This is a genomic window from Thioalkalivibrio sp. ALJ16, assembly GCF_000377345.1.
Taxonomy (GTDB): domain Bacteria; phylum Pseudomonadota; class Gammaproteobacteria; order Ectothiorhodospirales; family Ectothiorhodospiraceae; genus Thioalkalivibrio.
Genome location: NZ_KB898043.1, coordinates 89,360 through 106,513, shown reverse-complemented (window position 1 = coordinate 106,513; position 17,154 = coordinate 89,360). Strand labels below are relative to the sequence as shown.

The following is a 17,154-nucleotide window of genomic DNA, read 5'->3' as shown; positions in this document are numbered from 1 at the left end:
CCCGATGCCGATTGCGCCTAGTGCCCGTACAGTACGCGGGCCTCGCAGCCCGGGCCAAGCGACTGCTGGATGCCCCGCAGCAGGCGTTCGTCGGGACGGATGGTCCAGCCCTCGGGCAGACTGATGTCCGCCTCCATATCCTCGCGTCGATAGCACATGTGGACCCGGCAAGGCCCCTCGCGATGGGCCTCCATCAGCCCGCGCAGGTGACTCACCTGCTCCGGCACCACGCCCTCCAGGCACAGGTGCAGGGCGCGCGCCCACTGTGCCCGCGCCTCGTCCAGGCTGTGGATGGCACGCGCCCGCATGCGGATGCCCCCGGCGTATTCGTCGAGCGCGACCGGTCCCTCCGCCACCAGCAGGGCATCCGGCTCCAGCAGCTCCTTGTAACGTGCCAGGTCGTCATTGAACAGCATGACTTCGGCCCGCCCGCTGCGATCGTCCAGGGTGATGATCCCCATGCGGCCGCTTTGGGTATTGCGCAGGCGCACCGCGACGATCAGGCCGGCGATGCGCACACTCTCCTGCTTGCCGCGCCACTTCTGGCCCTGGGGCTCGTCCGGGCGCTCCTCCAGTTTCGCCTCCAGTGCCTGCAACGTGGTGCCGGTCAGGCGCAGCAGCTCCGCGCGATAGCGCTCCACCGGGTGGCCGGTCAGGTACAGCCCCAGCGTGTCCTTTTCACCGCGGAGACGGTCGTCATCTTCCATCTCCGGCAGGGTTTCACTTTCCGGGATGACCGCGGCCGCGGGATCGCCAAACAGATCGACCACCCCCAGACTGGCGTTGCGCTCGGTCTGTTCCGCCGCCGCTACCGCCATCGGGATATCCTTCAGCAGCGTGGCGCGGTTGACGCCGATCGCATCCAGGGCCCCGGCCCGGACCAGGGTCTCCAGCACTCGCTTGTTCAGTTTGCCAAGCTCCACGCGCTGGCACAGATCGACCAGCCCGTGAAAGCCACCCCCGTCCGCGCGGGCCCGCAGCAGGGTGTCGATGGCCGATTCGCCCACGCCCTTGATCGCGCCGAGTCCATACACCACCGTCTGCGCATCCTTGCAGGTAAAGCGGTAGTCCGACTGGTTCACGTCCGGGGGCAGCACCGCGAGCCCCATGTTGCGGCATTCCTCGATCAGGCCTACGACCTTGTCTGTATTGTCCATGTCGGCGGACAGCACGGCGGCCATGAACGGCGCGGGATAATGCGCCTTCAGCCAGGCGGTCTGGTACGCCACCAGCGCGTAGGCGGCGGAGTGCGACTTGTTGAAGCCGTAGCCCGCGAACTTCTCCATCAGGTCGAAGATGTAGGTCGCGACCCCCTCGTCGACCCCGCGGCCAAGGGCCCCCTCGAGGAAAATCGCCCGCTGCTTGGCCATCTCCTCGGGTTTTTTCTTGCCCATCGCGCGGCGCAGCAGATCCGCGCCGCCGAGGGTGTAGTTCCCCAGCACCTGGGCAATCTGCATGACCTGCTCCTGGTACAGGATCACGCCGTAGGTTGGCTGCAGGATCGGCTCCAGGTCAGGGTGCGGATACTTGACCTCGGCCCGACCGTGCTTGCGGTCGATGAAGTCGTCCACCATGCCGGACTGCAGCGGGCCCGGGCGATACAGCGCCACCAGGGCGATGATCTCCTCGAAGCTGTCGGGCTGCAGGCGCTTGATCAGCTCCTTCATGCCCCCGGATTCGAGCTGGAACACCGCCGTGGTCTGGGCATCCTTCAGTAACTGGAAGGTCGCCGGGTCATCCAGCGGGATCGCGTCAAGATCCACCAGGGTCGAGGCATCCATCTTGCGAACGTTCTGCACGGCCCAGTCGATGATGGTCAGGGTGCGCAGACCGAGGAAGTCGAACTTCACCAGCCCCACCGCTTCGACGTCGTCCTTGTCGAAGTGGGTCACTAGCGAGCCGCCATCATCTTCGCAGTACAGTGGCGAGAAATCGGTCAGCGCGGACGGCGCGATGACCACCCCACCCGCATGTTTGCCGGCATTGCGGGTCAGCCCCTCGAGCTTGCGCGCGAGATCGATGATCGCCCGGACCTCTTCGTCCTCGTCATACAGGGCCTTGAGCTCCTCGCTCTCGGTCAGGGCCTTCTCCAGGGTCATGCCCAGCTCGAACGGGATCAGTTTGGCGATCCGGTCCACGAAACCATAGCCATGCCCAAGGACGCGACCGACATCGCGCACCACCGCCTTGGCCGCCATGGTGCCGTGGGTGATGATCTGCGAGACCTTGTCGCGGCCGTAACGCGCGGCCACGTAATCGATCACGTCATCGCGCTTCTCCATGCAAAAATCGACATCGAAGTCGGGCATGGAGACCCGCTCGGGGTTCAGAAACCGCTCGAACAAGAGTTCGTAACGCAATGGATCCAGGTCGGTAATACCCAGCGCATAGGCCACCAGTGATCCGGCCCCGGAGCCACGACCAGGCCCCACCGGGATCGCGTTGTCCTTGGCCCACTGGATGAAATCGGCCACGATCAGGAAGTACCCGGGAAACCCCATCTGGCAGATCACGTCCAGCTCGCGCTGGAGCCGTGCCTGGTAGTCCTCGACCGGCGCAAAGCAGAAGCGTTCCAGCCGCGCCTCCAGCCCGCGCGCGGAGGTGACGCGCAGGTGATCCTCCACCGTGGATCCCTCGGGCACCGGGAAATCGGGCAGAACCGACTGCCCCAGCGTCAGCCGGACACTGCAGCGCCGCGCAATGGCCACGCTGTTGGCCAGCGCCTCGGGGATATCCGCGAAGCGTTCCGCCATCTCCGCGGGCGATCGCAGGTACTGCGCCTCGGAATAGCGGCGCGGACGCCTCGGGTCATCCAGGGTGACGCCATCGTGGATACAGACACGCGCTTCGTGCGCCTCGAAATCCTCCGAACGCAGAAACCGCACATCGTTCGTCGCCACGACCGGCAGATCAAAGGCCTCGGCGGCCGCCAGGGCCTGCTCGATCCAGGCCTCCTCACCGGGCCGGTCACTGCGCACCAGTTCCAGGTAGAAACGCCCCGGAAAGCGCCGCATCCACGGTTCCAGATCCTCCGCCAGCAGGGCACGGGCAACCCCCGTCCCGCTCACGAACAGGCCGTCGATCCCTCCGGACAGCGCGATCAGGCCCTCGGCGGCGGCATCCAGCCACGCACAGTCCACGCGCGGGATGCCCTTCTCCTGACCCTCCTGCCAGGCCCGAGAGATCAGGCGAGTCAGGTTGCGGTAGCCGGGATCGTTCTGCGCCAGCAGCGTCATCCGCGCCAGGCTGCCATCGGCCCGGGCATCGCGGACCAGTACATCGGCGCCAATAATGGGCTGCACGCCCTGTGCAATCGCCGCACGATAGAACTTGACCAGCCCGAACAGGTTGCAGTGATCAGTCACCGCAACCGCCGGCATGCCGGCCTCCGCCACGGCCCGGACCAGCGGCTTCAGCCGCACCAGACCGTCCACCAGCGAGTACTCGGAATGCACCCGCAGATGCACGAATCCAGGTGAGGTCGTAGTCATCGCCCGGTCACCGCGTCCGCGGCCGCCAGGGCCCGGGCCACAGGCGCGAAGCTGCGCCGGTGTTGCGGACAGGGCCCCAGGCGTTCCAGAGCCTCGCGATGCGCGGGGGTGGGGTAACCGGCATGGCGGTCAAAGCCGTACTCCGGGTAGACCTCGTGCAGCTCATTCAGCCAGGCGTCGCGCGCCACCTTCGCAATGATGGAGGCCGCGCTGATCGCGGGCACCGAGCCATCACCCCCGACGATCGCCTCCGCGCTCCAGGGGCCTTCGGGGGTGAAGCGCCCGTCCACCAGCAAATGGGCAGGCGCGATGGTCAGCCCCGCGACCGCGCGCTGCATCGCCAGCAGGGTTGCACGATGGATATTCAGTTCATCGATCTCCGCGGCCTCGGCCCGCCCCAGCGACCACGCCAGCGCATCGGCCCTGATCTGCCGATCCAGGATCTCGCGCCGGCGAACGCCGAGCTTCTTGGAGTCCGCGAGGCCAACCCCCGCATAGTCCTCCGGCAAGATCACGGCTGCGGCCACAACCGGGCCGGCCAGCGGCCCGCGCCCTACTTCGTCCACGCCGGCCACGTACCGCTGGCCCGCCTCGATTCCGGACATGAATACCCCACAACGGTGAACTGCAGACCATTGATCGCCCGCGACCATGCGCCGCGCCCGCGATCCGTTACAATAGCGCCGAAAATCCTAGCACACCCCCTCCGAACCCGAGCCTACCCATGTCCCAAACCCCGTTACGCTGCGCCGCCGTCGGCGTAGGCCATCTCGGTAAATGGCATGCCGCCAAATACGCCGCCCTGCCCGACACCGAACTGGTGGCCGTGGTCGATGCCGACGCCGACACCGCCGCCCGCATCGCGGCTGAACACGGCTGTGCCGCCGAGACCGATCACCGCGCCCTGCTCGGCAAGGTCGACGCCGTGTCCATCGCGGCCCCGACCACCCTGCATTTCGATATCGCCCGCGACTTCCTGGAAGCGGGCTGCCATGTGCTGGTGGAAAAGCCGATTACCGCGACGCTGGAGCAGGCCGAGGCCCTGAACCGGATCGCGGAGGACAAGGGGGTCGTGCTGCAGGTCGGCCACCTCGAGCGCTTCAACGCCGCCCTGCGGCGCCTGACCGAGAGCCCGCTGCATCCGCGCTTCATCGAATCGCACCGACTCGCGCCGTACACCCCGCGCGCCACGGACGTCTCCGTGGTCCTGGACCTGATGATCCACGACATCGACATCATCCTGTCGCTGGTGGATGCCCCGCTCGCGGACATCCGCGCCTCCGGCGCGCGGGTGCTGACCCAGGACATCGACATCGCCAATGCGCGCCTCGAGTTCGCCAATGGCTGCGTGGCCAACGTGACCTCCAGCCGGGTCAGCACCAAGACCGAGCGGCGGATGCGCATCTTCCAGTCGCACGCCTACGCCTCGGTGGACTTCCAGAACCGCATCCTGTCGCTGAACCACATCGGCGAGCCGGATCCGGCGACCGGGGCCCCGGCGATCCACCGCGACGAGAGCGTGTTCGATGCGGCCGATGCCCTGCTGGCCGAGATCCAGGCCTTCGTGGCCGCGGTGCGCGGCCAGGGGCCGGTCGTGGTCAGCGGCCGCGACGGGCAGCGTGCCCTGGAAACGGCCAGCCGCATCACCGATCTGGTCTACGAAAACCTCAACATCATGAGCCGGGCCGACGGTCCGCACAGCCACCTCGACGCCAACCCAACAGGAGTCAAGCCGTGATCCCGATGGTCGACCTGCAGCGCCAGTACCAGACCCTGCGCCCCGAAATCGATGCCGCGCTAGAGGACGTGCTCCAGGGGGCCCGCTTCATCCTCGGACCCAACGTACAGTCCCTGGAGCAGGAGCTGGCCGCGTACCTGGGAGTCGGCCATGCGATCACCTGCGCCTCCGGCACCGACGCCCTGCACCTGGCGCTGGCGGCGGCCGGCATTGGTCCTGGCGACGAGGTCATCACCACCCCGTTCACCTTCATCGCCACCGCCGAGGCCATTCGCTACGTCGGTGCGGACCCGGTATTCGTGGACATCGACCCGCGCACCTTCAACATCGACCCGGATCAGGTCGAGGCGGCGATCACCGAACGCACGCGCGCGATCCTGCCCGTGCACCTGTTCGGCCAGCCGGCCGACATGCCGCGCCTCGAGGCGATCGCCAAGGCACACAAGGTGATGATCGTGGAGGACTGCGCCCAGTCCTTCGGCGCGACCGTGGATGGCGTGCAGACCGGGGCCGGCAACGCCTTCGGGTGTTTCTCGTTCTTCCCCAGCAAGAATCTCGGGGCGTTCGGGGACGGCGGCCTGGTGACCACCAGCTGCCCGACCTCGGCCGAGACCCTGCGGCGCCTGCGCAACCATGGCTCCAGCGAACGCTACTATCACGACGAGATCGGCTACAACAGCCGTCTGGACGAGATGCAGGCGGCCATCCTGCGCGTGAAGCTGCCGCACATCGACACCTACAACGCCGAGCGCCGCCGCGTCGCCGCACGCTATCGCGACGGACTCGCCGGCCTGCCCGTAGAGGTGCCGTTCGAGGACGGTATCGGGGTGCACGTCTATCACCAGTACACCCTGCTCAGTGACCATCGCGACACCATCATGCAGGCGTTGAAGGCGGCCGACATCGCCAACGCAATTTACTATCCGGTCCCGCTGCACCAGCAGAAGGCCTTTGCCGATCTCGCCAACCGTCCGGCCTCGCTGCCCGTTACCGAGTCGGTCGCGGCCCGCTGCCTGTCGCTGCCGATCTTCCCGGAGCTCGAGGACGCCACTATCGACATGATCTGCGGCACCATCCGCGACGCCCTCGCGTGAACCCGGCTCTGCCCTCCGGGCCGGTGACGTGCCACTGGCGGCGATGAGCCGACACGTCGTCATCTGCGCGGGCGAAAGTTCCGGCGACGCGCTCGCCGCCGGCCTGGTGCACGCGCTGGGTGACCTCGAACCCGGCCTGCGCTACAGCGGCATGGGCGGCACCCAGATGCGCGCCGCCGGCGTGGAGACGCTGATCGATGTCGAAGAACTGGCTGTGGTCGGCCTGGTCGACGTGCTGGTCAACTATCCGCGCCTTCGGCGCCTGTTTCGGCGCATGTGCACCCACCTGGAGGCCACCCGACCGGACCTGCTGGTGCTGGTGGACTACGTCGAGTTCAACCTGCGCCTGGCGGCCCATGCCCGCCGCCTGGGCATCCGCGTCCTGTTCTATGTGAGCCCCCAGCTCTGGGCCTGGCGTCCCGGTCGCATCCGGCGTATTCGTCGCTGCGTGGACGCGATGGCCGTCCTGTTCCCGTTCGAAACCGAGATGTACCGGCAGGCCGGTATCCCGGTGCGCTACGTCGGCAACCCGCTGGTCGACCGCGTGCAACCGCCCAGGATCCCCGTCCACGAGCGTCTCGGGCTGCCCGGTGATACCCGTATCGTTGGCCTCTTGCCGGGCAGCCGCAGCGGGGAACTCAAGCGCCACTGGCCGCTGCTGGTGGAAACCGCGCTCCGCCTGCGCCGTAGCCACCCCGACCTCGAATTCGTGGTCTCCCTCGCGCCCGGCGTGACCGCAGAACGCCTCGCCGCACTGGCATCCGCACAGGACCTGCGCCTGCACTTCGTGGGCGGCGACGCGGCAACCCATTCCCTGATGGCCGGTGCCGACCTGCTGCTGATCGCCTCCGGCACGGCCACCCTGGAGGCCGGCCTGCTGCGGGCCCCCATGCTGGTGTTCTACCGCATGGGCGCGCTCAGCCATGCGGTCTTCTCGCGGCTGGTCAAGGTAAAGGACATCGCGCTGGTCAATATCGTGGCCGGGTCACGGGTGGTTCCGGAATATCTGCAGAAGGATGCCCAGCCGGAACGCCTCGCGGCCGATGCGGCCACCCTGCTGGATCAGCCGCTGGATCTTGAGCGCATGCGCGAGCGTCTCGGGCACGTACGGGAACGGCTGGGTTCCGGAGGCGCCGACCAGCGGGTGGCGGAAATGGCGCGGGAGATGCTGCTGTACGGACACCTCCAGGACACGACTGCCGTCACCGCGAACGAGGACTGACCGCGACGGCGGAGCGGCCACGCCGGGCCGCGGCCACCGCAATCAGTGCGGACGCCCCCCGCGCAGTATGCCGCGACGGCTGCCACGCACGAACCCGATCAGATTGCGCACCTCGGGTACGTCCGTCTCCTCGAACATGGTGTCGAGATGGCTCTCGCGCCCGGCCCGGCCGCGCATCCCCTGGATGAACACCCGGTGCAGGGCCTGGATGGCCTCATTCGAGAAGCCGTTGCGCTTCAAGCCGACCTTGTTGATCCCGATCAGACGGGCATAATTGCCGCTCGCCAGGCAATAGGGAGGTAGGTCGCGGTTCAGTGCCGCACCCATGCTGGTGAACGCGAACGTCCCCACCCGGCAGAACTGGTGAACCAGGGTAAAGCCGCCCAGTGTCGCGTGGTCCTGGATCTCGACATGCCCGGCGAGCGAGGTCGCATTCGAGAAGATGATCTTGCTGCCGATGGTGCAGTCGTGCGCGATGTGCACATAGGCCATGATCAGGTTGTCATGGCCGATCACGGTCTCGCCAAGTCCCTTCTCGGTCCCTCGGTGCAGGGTCACGGACTCGCGGATCACGTTGCGATCGCCGATCACCAGGCGGGTGGGTTCGCCGCGGTAGCTGGTGTCCTGGGGTTCCTCGCCAATGGAGGAGAACTGAAAGATCCGGTTCTCCCGACCGATCTCGGTGGGCCCGCTGATCACCACGTGCGGCCCGATCCGGGTGCCCGCGCCGATCTTCACGTTGGCGCCAATGACCGAGAACGGGCCGACCTCGACCGAGCTGTCCAGCTCGGCACTGGGATGGACCTCCGCGCGTGGATCGATCACGCCGGAATTTCCTGACCGGAGCACATCAGCTGGGCACTGGCACACACGTCATCGCCAACCTTCGCCACCGCGTCGAAACGCCAGATACCGCGCACGGTGCGCTTCAGGTCCACCCGCAGATGCAGCTGGTCCCCGGGGGTCACCTGACGGCGGAAACGGGCCTCGTCGATCCCGACAAACAGATACAGCTGCTGCTTGTCCTGGTTTTCGTTGCGAGCCTCCTCGGTCTTGAACGCGAGCAGGCCGGTGGCCTGGGCCAGCGCCTCCAGGATCAGCACACCGGGCATCACCGGTTTGATCGGGAAATGTCCCTGAAAATAGGGCTCGTTGATGCTGACGTTCTTGATGCCGGTCAAGTAGCTGCCCGCCTCCCAGTCCAGCACCCGGTCCACCATCAGGAACGGGTACCGGTGCGGGAGGTAGCGCATGATCTCCTGGACGTTGAAGTCATCCACGCAGATGTCCTTTTCTAGACTTGTTGTGCCGCATCCAGGCCGCCGAGCGGACATCGAGTACGACGTTCGGTCCGACCGGGGGCGGCCGGGGGTTCCATGGGAATACGGATCCGTACTCCCTATCGAGCCATTCTTCGCAGGCGCGCCAGCATGCGATTCCACAGCCGCGCCTCCTGGTGCGGCACGCCCGAGGCGTACTGCCCTGCCCGTTCGATCGAACGCGTCACCAGGGTCATCGCGTGGATCGTGACATGATCCGCAATGGCGAGATGGCCGAGAATGCCCGCCCCGCCACCGATCGCGCAGTGCGCCCCGATACGCGCGCTCCCCGCAATTCCCACACATCCCGCAATGGCCGTATGGTCGCCAATCTCGACGTTATGGGCAACATGAACCAGGTTGTCGATCTTCACGCCGTTGCCGACACGGGTATCCACGAGGGCGCCGCGGTCAATGGTTGTGTTGGCGCCGATCTCCACGTCCGACCCGATCACCACCGCGCCCAGCTGCTCGATCTTCTCCCAATCGCCGGTCGCCCCCGGCGCAAAACCGAAGCCGTCGGCGCCGATCACGCAGCCACTGTGCAGGATGCAGCGTTCGCCAACCTGCACCCCGTCCAGCAAGGTGACCCGCGGGTGCAGAAAGCTCCCGGCCCCGACCACGACGCCCGCACCCAGCACGCAGTGCGCTTCCACCACGGCCCCGGCGCCGACGCGGGACCCACGCCCGATGATCGCACCCGGCCCGACATGGGCATCGGACGCGACCCGCGCCGCGTCGTCGACCACCGCGGCCGGGTGGATGCCCGCGGCACGGGCACGGCGGCCGGCCCCGAACAGCCGGCTCGCGCCGGCATAACCCCGATACACATCCTGCAGAAAGATCAGGGCGCGCCCGGCCTCCGGCTCGAGGTCGGCGCCTTCCGGCACCAGCACGACCCCCGCGGCGCTCTGTTCGAGGGCCTCCGGGTGGCGCTGGGGATCGATCAGGAATGCCAGGTCCGTCGATGTCGCACTGGCCAGCGGCGCCAGGCCGGTGACCCGGCAATCGGCATCGCCTGCCAGACGCCCGCCGAGCTGCTGCGCAAGCTCGCGCGCCAGGCAGCCGCGTTCAGTCCCGCTGCATTGCAGCAAGGATATCGTCCGTAATGTCGATCCGGTCACTGGCGTAGAGCACGTTGCGCTCGGTCAGGATCAGGTCGATGTCGCGTTCGCGCGCGAGATCGACGATGGCATCGTTGATGCGCCGCTGCAGCTTGGCCAGCTCCTCGTTGCGGCGAACGTTCAGGTCTTCGCTGAAGCTCTCCTGCGCGCGCCGGAACTCGCGCGAGCGCTGCGAGAACTCTCGTTCCAGGTCGGCCCGCTCGGACGGATTCATCAGGTCGCCATCGCGCTCGAGGCGGTCACGCAGGCGCTGCAGCTCCTCGCGCTCCGCCACCAGTTCGGAGTCGCGTGGCGAGAACTCGCGTTCCAGTTCGCGCATGGCCTCCTCGGCCTGTGGCGAATCCTCAAGGATGCGGTTCATCGTCACGAACGCCACATTCTGCGCACCCGCCACCGCCGGCACGGCCAGCCAGCCCGCCGCGACCACGGCCACCGCCGCCAACCAGGCTACCCCGGATCTCATGACCCCTCCCGATGCCTATGCATCGCTGTCGTCCACCATACTCAGAAACTGGCACCCAGCAGGAACTGGAAGCGCTGCAAATCATCACCCGGCTGGTCGTTGAACGGCTCCGCCACACTGAAGCTCAGCGGCCCCACCGGCGAGAACCAGGTCACCGCGACCCCGGCCGAGGCCCGCAATTCGCTGGCATCGAAGTCGGAGATATCGTTGAACACGTTACCCGCGTCGACAAAGGTACTCATGCGCACCGCATCGTTGTCGGCGGCGAATGGCAGCGGGAAGAACAGCTCTGCGGACAGCGTGGTCCGGAACCGCCCGCCGTACGGGTCGTTGTTGGAGTCCCGCGTGGCGGGATCACCGTCGCGCAGGGGACGCAGATCGCCCAGACGGTTGTCCTCGTAGCCACGGACCGAGCGGATACCGCCCGCGAACAGGCGCTCGTAGAACGGCACCTCGTCGCCGCCATATCCATCGGCATAGGCCAGCCCGGCCGACATGCTGAACGAATAGCGGTCCGACAGCCGGAAGATCTCCTGCCCGGAGTAGGTCAGCTTGTAGAACTCGCGGTCGCTCCCGGGAATGGTCAGTTCCAGCCCGACGCGATGCCGACGCCCCTGCGAGGCAAAGGTAGTGCTGTCACGGGTGTCGTGGACATAGCTCGTATCCAACTTGTAGAGGTTGGCGGAGCGGCCGAATTCGTCCAGCTCGTCGATGATTTCATCCGGAGTACCCACCAGGCCCCCATTTCCATCGACAGTCTGTATTTCGACGTGTTCGAAACCCGGTCGTACCTGGAGACGGTCGAACTCCGACAGCGGGATCCCGTAGGTCACGTCAAAACCATAGCGGTTGGACGAATACCGCGAGATATTGGCCCGCTCGGCGTCGATCTTGCGGTAGAAGACCGAGAAGCCGCGACTGGCGCCAGCCGGGGTGAAGTGCGGGTTCGTCACGCTGAGGCGGAAGATCTGATTGACCCGGCTGTTGCTGAGCTCGGTGGAGAAGCGGTTGCCGGTACCGAGGAAATTGTCCTGGCTGAGGCTCGCGGTCAGCAGCACGCCCTGGTTCTGGGAGAACCCGGCACCCAGGGACAGCGCCCCGGACTGCTGCTCGGTGACCGTGATGTTGAGATCTACCTCGTCATCCGTGCCCGCCACCCGCTCGGTTTCGACGTTCACGCTCTGCACAAAAGGCAGCCGCTGGATGCGGACCCGCGAGCGGTCCACCAGGGCGCCGTTGTACCAAGAGCTTTCCATCTGCCGCAGCTCGCGACGGTAGACCCGCTCCTCGGTGTTGCGATTGCCGGTGATGCGGATATTGCGCACGTAGACCCGCGGACCGGGGTCCACGAAGAAGGTGATCTGCACCTCGCGGTTTTCCTCGTCGACCTCGGGCACGGGATTCACGTTCGCGAACGCGAAGCCCTCGCGCGTCAGCCGTTCACTGATGCGCTCGGCGGACTGCGTGACCTGGCTGCGCGAGAACGGGGCATCGACATCCACCTCGATCAGCCCCTCGAGTTCCTCGCGCGGGACCACGAATTCGCCGGCCAGATCCACCCCGGTGACGCGGTAGCGATCCCCCTCGTCGACGTTGATGGTAATGAACAGGTCCCGGCGGTCCGGCGTGAGGGTCACCTGTGTCGAGTCGATATCGAACTCCAGAAAACCGGAATCCAGGTAGTGCGAACGCAGCTGCTCGAGGTCGCCCGAGAGCTTCTCGCGGGAATAGTTGTCGCGGCGGCTAAAGAACGCCCACCAGCGCGGAACGCCGGATTCAAAGCGGCGGGTCAGCTCGCGATCGGTAAAGGCCTCGTTGCCGACCACGTTCACCTGCCGGATCTTCGCCACCGGTCCCTCGACGATGTCGATCTCGACATCCACACGGTTACGCGGCAGCTCGACAATCTCCACGTCGATCTGAACGTTGTAGCGTCCACGCGCGAAATACTGCTGGCGCAGCTCGCTCTCGATCCGGTCCAGCATGGTGCGGTTGAACACCCGGCCCGAGCGCAGGCCCGCGGAGTTCAGCGCCTCGCGCAGGCCCTCGTCGCGAATATCGCGGTTCCCGGAGAAATTGATCTCATTGATCGCCGGACGCTCGGAGACAATGACCACGAGGACATCGCCGCGGCGGGCGATCTCGACATCATCGAAAAAACCGGTCTGGAACAGCTCGCGGATTACCTCCGGACTGCGGCTGTCATCGAAGGTATCGCCCACCTGTACCGGCAGATAGCTGAGTGCCGTGCCCGCCGTGATTCGCTCCAGGCCCTCGATCTCGATGTCCTCGATCTGATAGGTCTGCCCCCAGGCCGTGCCCGCCAGACCCAGCAGGCCCACCAGGGCCATTCCTCTCAAGCTGTTTCGCGCCATGCTCTCCGCCAAAAAAAGGCCGCTCGCCGGGCGGGATGCCGGGACCTCGCTGCGATCCCGCCACCCGTCGCCTAGCCGAACAGTCGTGTCAAATCATTGTACAGGGCCAGGGTCATCAGTCCGGCTATCGCCAGAATCCCCACCTGTTGCCCGATCATCTGGGTCCGTTCCGACACCGGGCTGCCCTTCACCGCCTCTGCGGCGTAGTACAGCAGATGTCCGCCGTCCAGCATCGGGATCGGCAGCAGGTTGATGATCCCGAGCGAGACGCTCACCAACCCGAGAAAGCCCAGAAAGGCCGAGATCCCGATCACCGCCGAGACCCCTGCGAACTCGGCTATGGTAACCGGTCCACTGATATTTTTGACCGAGGCATCCCCGGTGACCATGCGCCAGAGGATCCCCAGGGTCAGAACCGACACATCCCAGGTGCGTTCCACCCCCGAGACCGCCGCGGCAATCGGGCCCTGCCGCACCAGCACCGCCAGTTCGCGGGCCGCCGCCTGATCCGTATCCACCCCGGCACCAATGCGCCCGAACGTGGTTTCACCATCCTGCACCGACTCCGGGGTCATGCGCAGCTCCACAAGGCCACCATCGCGTTCCACCCGGACCCGCAACTCCTCCTCGGGGCGCGCCCGCACGATCTCTACCCAGCGATTCCAGTCATCCACCGCATCCCCGTTGACCGCGCGCACCTGGTCCCCCGGTGCCAGCCCGGCTGCCGCCGCCGGGCTGCCGGATTCGACCGATCCGATCCGCGGCTCCAGCAGCGGCCGGTACGGGCGCAGGCCCAGCTTTTCCAGGAACTGGCCCTCGCCGAGCAGGGCCTGCCTATCGCGCAGATCCACGACCCGCTCGATCTCGCCTCCATCGGCGTCACGCAGAAGCAGCGTCACGCGTTCGCCGCGAACGGCATGGTCCAGCAGTCGCAGATTGGCCTGCTCCCAGTCCAACACCGCGCGCTCGCCCACTCGCAGGATCTGCTGCCCGCGTTCCAGGCCTGCCTCCGCCGCCGGCGTATCCGGTACGATCTCGCCGAGCACCGGTTTGACCCCGCCGACCCCAACCATGAACATCACGGCGTACACCACAATGGCCAGCAGAAAGTTCGCCGCCGGCCCCGCGGACACCACAAAGGTGCGCGCACGCAGGCTCTTCTGGTTGAACGCGCGCTCACGCTCTGCAGGCGCGACATCCCCTTCGCGCTCATCCAGCATCTTGACGTAGCCACCCAGCGGCAGCGCGGCGATCACGAATTCGGTTCGGTCGCGCCCGAACTGGCGCTTGAACAAGGGGCGGCCAAAGCCGACGGAAAAGCGCAGTACCTTCACCCCCATCAGACGCGCGGCGAGGTAGTGCCCGTACTCGTGCACGGTGACCAGCACCCCGATGGCCACAATGAAAGCCAGAACGCTGGTCAGGAAGGTCATGACACTGCCTGCTCGGCGTTCGTGACCAGGCTCCGGGCCACCTCGCGCGCCCTGTAATCAGCCGCCAGGACGCGCTCCAGCGAATCGGCGGCCTCGGCCTCGACCGCGTCCAGGGTCGCGGCGATCAGCGCCGGGATCTCGCTGAACGGGAGGCGCTCGTCCAGAAACGCCTCGACCGCGACCTCATTGGCGGCATTCAGTACCGCCGTGGCGGTCCCGCCCCGTTCCAGCGCCTGATAGGCCAGCCCCAGCGCCGGGTACCGGGCCGGTTCCGGCTCCGAGAATTCGAGCTTGCCCATGGCCAGGAGATCCAGCGGCTGCACGCCCGACTCCATACGCTCCGGCCAGGCCAGGGCATGCGCAATCGGGGTCCGCATATCGGGGTTGCCGAGCTGCGCCAGGACCGAACCATCCTCGTAGGCCACCATGGAATGCACGATGCTCTGGGGATGCAGCACCACCTGGATCGCCGAGGGCTCGACCGCGAACAGCCAGCAGGCCTCGATGACCTCCAGCCCCTTGTTCATCATCGTCGCGGAATCGACCGAAATCTTGCGCCCCATATCCCAGTTCGGGTGGGCACAGGCCTCCTCCGGCGTAATCCCGCCAAAGCGATCCAGCGGCCGGTCGCGAAACGGCCCCCCCGACGCGGTCAGCCATATCCGGCTGGCACCGTGCGGCGACACCGACTCCGCACACACATAGCCCGTGGGCAGACACTGGAAAATCGCATTGTGTTCGGAGTCGATCGGCAGCAGGCAGGCGCCCGACCGCCGCACCGCGTCCATCAGCAGGGCGCCGGACATGACCAGCGCCTCCTTGTTGGCCAGCAACACCCGCTTGCCGGCCTCCGCCGCCGCCAGCGTCGGCAACAGCCCGGCGGCCCCGACGATCGCCGCCATCACCGCATCCACCTGCGGCGCCCGCGCGACCTCGGCCAGCGCCTCCGGTCCCGAGCGCACCTCGGTACGCGAACCACTTGCCGCAAGTGCAGCACGCAGGGCCTGCGCGGCCTCCTGATCGGCCATCACCGCCACCTCGGGCGCATGCGCCAGGCATTGTTCCCGCATCCGTTCCACGTTGCGGTGCGCGGTCAGGGCATACACCCGGAAACGCTCCGGCTGACGCGCGACCACATCAAGCGTGCTCAGCCCGATACTGCCGGTCGAGCCCAGGATGGTGAGCTGCGTCGTCTTCATCAATACCCTACCCGTTCCCCCAGGGAACACCGATTCTTCTTCGCACGTCCGTCCGTACCCGCCAACACGGGACAGGCAGCGCCCCGGCCCCCGCACCGTTCCCGAACCCGGCAGACGCTAGAGTCCTGTCGCCGGAACCGGAATCAGCGCCAGCCAGAGCAAGCCGGCAAGGAACACCGGCGCCGCCGCGATCATGCTGTCGAACCGGTCCAGAATACCCCCGTGACCGGGTAGCAAGGAACCGCTGTCCTTGGCATCCGCCTCGCGTTTCAGAATGCTCTCGAACAGATCACCGACCACCGAAACCAGGCCAATCAGCACCGACAGCAGCACGAACACCAGCGCATCCATCGGAGCCAGCCCCCAGACGGCCGCAACCACGATGGCAAAGGCCAGGACCGTAAGCAGCCCGCCGAACAGCCCTTCCCGCGTCTTGCCGGGGCTGATGTGCGGTGCCAGCGGATTGCGCCCGAAGGACTTGCCGGCAAAGTAGGCGCCGGTATCCGCCAGACCCACCAGCACCACCAGGTACACCACCAGCAACGGCGCCAGGGCGTGCAGCCACACCAGGGCCATGCCCGCCGGTACCAGGGCCAGGATCCCGGCAACCGTGAACAGGGCATTGAAGCGCCCGGCCACTCGCGCCTCGTGTTCGCGATAAAACGGCAGGACCAGCAGCACCACCAGCCACCAGACGAGAGCCAGTGCCAGCAACAGGTAATGCAGCCCGGCCACCGGCGCCGAGCCCAGCACCGCGACCGGAATCACGACCGCCGCTCCGAGCAGAACCCGGGCCGGCGTACCCGGCGCCCCGGCCAGACCCGCCCATTCCCAGCTGGCGAGCGCCAGAATCAGCACCACCAGCGCCAGTACCGCGATGTTCGGCCCCCAGGCGACTAGTGCCAGTGCCGGCAAACCCAGCGCCAGCGCGGTCAGGACACGCTGCCTAAGCATCGCGGACCGCCTCGCGCGCGTCCTCTGCCGGCCGCACGCGTCCGAAACGGCGCTGGCGGCTGGCATACCAGGTCAGCCCCTGCCGCAGTTCATCCGCCGTCACATCCGGCCAGAAGGTGTCGATGAACAGCAGTTCGGCGTACGCCGCCTGCCACAGGAGGAAATTGCTGATCCGACGCTCGCCGCCGGTACGGATCAGGAGATCGACATCCGGCAGACCAGCAGTACTCAAGTAGTCCGCGAAGTCGCTTTCGGCATCCGCACCGGGGGCGCCGTCCGCCACCCAGCGGCGTGCGGCCTGCACGATATCCCAACGCCCGCCATAGCCCAGGGCCACCACCAGACACATACGATCGTTGTCGGCCGACGCCTGCTCGGCCTCGCTCATGCGGGTCTGAAGATCCGGCGGAAAACTCGCACGATCGCCGATGAAGCGAAGGGCGATGCCGCGCTCCACGAGCTCGGGCAGCTCCGCCTCGATCGCAGAGACAAACAGCTCGAACAGCGCCTCCACCTCTTCACGCGGGCGCCCCCAGTTCTCACTGCTGAAGGCAAATAGCGTAAGGGTGCGAACGCCCTGCTCGGCGAGGAAGCGCACGGCCAGGCGCGTGGCCTCGAGGCCCGCGCGGTGACCATCTGCGCGCTGCTGCCCACGGGCCTCCGCCCAGCGGCCGTTGCCATCCATGATGATGGCAACATGCGCGGGGAGCGCCTGCGGGACTTTGTGCGTAACCGGCATGGG

14 protein-coding genes are annotated in these 17,154 nt (G+C 66.8%); 3 read left to right on the top strand and 11 right to left on the bottom strand.

Translation table 11 applies throughout. From position 1 onward, the window contains the following. Window positions 1-17: 17 nt before the first annotated feature. On the bottom strand, window positions 18-3,491 hold the full coding sequence (dnaE, locus tag D000_RS0108030; RefSeq protein ID WP_026279850.1) for a DNA polymerase III subunit alpha: 3,474 nt from the start codon (window positions 3,489-3,491) through the stop codon (window positions 18-20). Then, a complete protein-coding gene (gene rnhB / locus D000_RS0108025; protein WP_018873017.1) occupies window positions 3,488-4,096 on the bottom strand; it encodes a ribonuclease HII in 609 nt (202 codons plus the stop codon). The genes dnaE and rnhB overlap by 4 nt, the downstream gene beginning before the upstream one ends. Before the next feature lie 119 nt (window positions 4,097-4,215). Between rnhB and D000_RS0108020 the strand changes: the two genes are divergently transcribed. The 3 genes from D000_RS0108020 to lpxB are packed head-to-tail and all read left to right on the top strand — an operon-like array spanning window position 4,216 to window position 7,545. Next, window positions 4,216-5,229: a Gfo/Idh/MocA family protein gene (locus D000_RS0108020; protein WP_018873016.1), complete on the top strand. Its 1,014-nt coding sequence runs from the start codon at window positions 4,216-4,218 to the stop codon at window positions 5,227-5,229. Then, complete coding sequence (locus D000_RS0108015) at window positions 5,226-6,323, top strand: DegT/DnrJ/EryC1/StrS aminotransferase family protein (RefSeq protein WP_018873015.1); 1,098 nt, start codon at window positions 5,226-5,228, stop codon at window positions 6,321-6,323. Before D000_RS0108020 ends, D000_RS0108015 begins: the two co-directional genes overlap by 4 nt. A gap of 43 nt (window positions 6,324-6,366) precedes the next feature. Further along, window positions 6,367-7,545 carry a lipid-A-disaccharide synthase gene (gene lpxB / locus D000_RS0108010; RefSeq protein ID WP_018873014.1) on the top strand — a complete coding sequence of 393 codons (1,179 nt, stop codon included), beginning with the start codon at window positions 6,367-6,369 and terminating at the stop codon, window positions 7,543-7,545. A gap of 42 nt (window positions 7,546-7,587) precedes the next feature. Here lpxB and lpxA read toward each other — a convergent pair whose 3' ends face one another. The 9 genes from lpxA to uppS form a co-directional block, all read right to left on the bottom strand. Beyond that, window positions 7,588-8,370 carry an acyl-ACP--UDP-N-acetylglucosamine O-acyltransferase gene (lpxA, locus tag D000_RS0108005; RefSeq protein ID WP_018873013.1) on the bottom strand — a complete coding sequence of 261 codons (783 nt, stop codon included), beginning with the start codon at window positions 8,368-8,370 and terminating at the stop codon, window positions 7,588-7,590. Then, on the bottom strand, window positions 8,367-8,825 hold the full coding sequence (gene fabZ / locus D000_RS0108000) for a 3-hydroxyacyl-ACP dehydratase FabZ (RefSeq protein ID WP_018873012.1): 459 nt from the start codon (window positions 8,823-8,825) through the stop codon (window positions 8,367-8,369). The genes lpxA and fabZ overlap by 4 nt, the downstream gene beginning before the upstream one ends. Window positions 8,826-8,944: 119 nt before the next feature. Further along, complete coding sequence (gene lpxD / locus D000_RS0107995) at window positions 8,945-9,958, bottom strand: UDP-3-O-(3-hydroxymyristoyl)glucosamine N-acyltransferase (RefSeq protein ID WP_018873011.1); 1,014 nt, start codon at window positions 9,956-9,958, stop codon at window positions 8,945-8,947. Then, window positions 9,936-10,451: an OmpH family outer membrane protein gene (locus tag D000_RS0107990; protein WP_026279849.1), complete on the bottom strand. Its 516-nt coding sequence runs from the start codon at window positions 10,449-10,451 to the stop codon at window positions 9,936-9,938. Before D000_RS0107990 ends, lpxD begins: the two co-directional genes overlap by 23 nt. A 41-nt stretch (window positions 10,452-10,492) precedes the next feature. Then, window positions 10,493-12,826: an outer membrane protein assembly factor BamA gene (gene bamA, locus D000_RS0107985; protein WP_369772921.1), complete on the bottom strand. Its 2,334-nt coding sequence runs from the start codon at window positions 12,824-12,826 to the stop codon at window positions 10,493-10,495. Window positions 12,827-12,897: 71 nt separating this feature from the next. Further along, the gene (gene rseP, locus D000_RS0107980) at window positions 12,898-14,259 is read right to left on the bottom strand and encodes an RIP metalloprotease RseP (protein WP_018873008.1); all 1,362 of its coding nucleotides are present in this window, start codon (window positions 14,257-14,259) and stop codon (window positions 12,898-12,900) included. Beyond that, window positions 14,256-15,458 carry a 1-deoxy-D-xylulose-5-phosphate reductoisomerase gene (gene ispC, locus D000_RS0107975; protein ID WP_018873007.1) on the bottom strand — a complete coding sequence of 401 codons (1,203 nt, stop codon included), beginning with the start codon at window positions 15,456-15,458 and terminating at the stop codon, window positions 14,256-14,258. Before ispC ends, rseP begins: the two co-directional genes overlap by 4 nt. A 117-nt stretch (window positions 15,459-15,575) precedes the next feature. Next, window positions 15,576-16,412 (bottom strand): phosphatidate cytidylyltransferase, encoded by an 837-nt coding sequence (locus D000_RS0107970; RefSeq protein ID WP_018873006.1) that lies wholly within the window; start codon window positions 16,410-16,412, stop codon window positions 15,576-15,578. Then, entirely contained in the window at window positions 16,405-17,151 is a 747-nt protein-coding gene (gene uppS / locus D000_RS0107965) for a polyprenyl diphosphate synthase (RefSeq protein WP_018873005.1), read from the bottom strand. Before uppS ends, D000_RS0107970 begins: the two co-directional genes overlap by 8 nt. Window positions 17,152-17,154: the final 3 nt, after the last annotated feature.

Excerpts from the sequence above, each read along its gene's own strand:
- rseP (WP_018873008.1), bottom strand. The coding sequence starts at position 14,259 with ATGACCTTCCTGACCAGCGTTCTGGCTTTCATTGTGGCCATCGGGGTG.
- dnaE (WP_026279850.1), bottom strand. The coding sequence starts at position 3,491 with ATGACTACGACCTCACCTGGATTCGTGCATCTGCGGGTGCATTCCGAG.
- ispC (WP_018873007.1), bottom strand. The coding sequence starts at position 15,458 with ATGAAGACGACGCAGCTCACCATCCTGGGCTCGACCGGCAGTATCGGG.
- bamA (WP_369772921.1), bottom strand. The coding sequence starts at position 12,826 with ATGGCGCGAAACAGCTTGAGAGGAATGGCCCTGGTGGGCCTGCTGGGT.
- uppS (WP_018873005.1), bottom strand. The coding sequence starts at position 17,151 with ATGCCGGTTACGCACAAAGTCCCGCAGGCGCTCCCCGCGCATGTTGCC.
- lpxB (WP_018873014.1), top strand. The coding sequence starts at position 6,367 with ATGAGCCGACACGTCGTCATCTGCGCGGGCGAAAGTTCCGGCGACGCG.
- D000_RS0107970 (WP_018873006.1), bottom strand. The coding sequence starts at position 16,412 with ATGCTTAGGCAGCGTGTCCTGACCGCGCTGGCGCTGGGTTTGCCGGCA.
- rnhB (WP_018873017.1), bottom strand. The coding sequence starts at position 4,096 with ATGTCCGGAATCGAGGCGGGCCAGCGGTACGTGGCCGGCGTGGACGAA.
- D000_RS0107990 (WP_026279849.1), bottom strand. The coding sequence starts at position 10,451 with ATGAGATCCGGGGTAGCCTGGTTGGCGGCGGTGGCCGTGGTCGCGGCG.
- D000_RS0108020 (WP_018873016.1), top strand. The coding sequence starts at position 4,216 with ATGTCCCAAACCCCGTTACGCTGCGCCGCCGTCGGCGTAGGCCATCTC.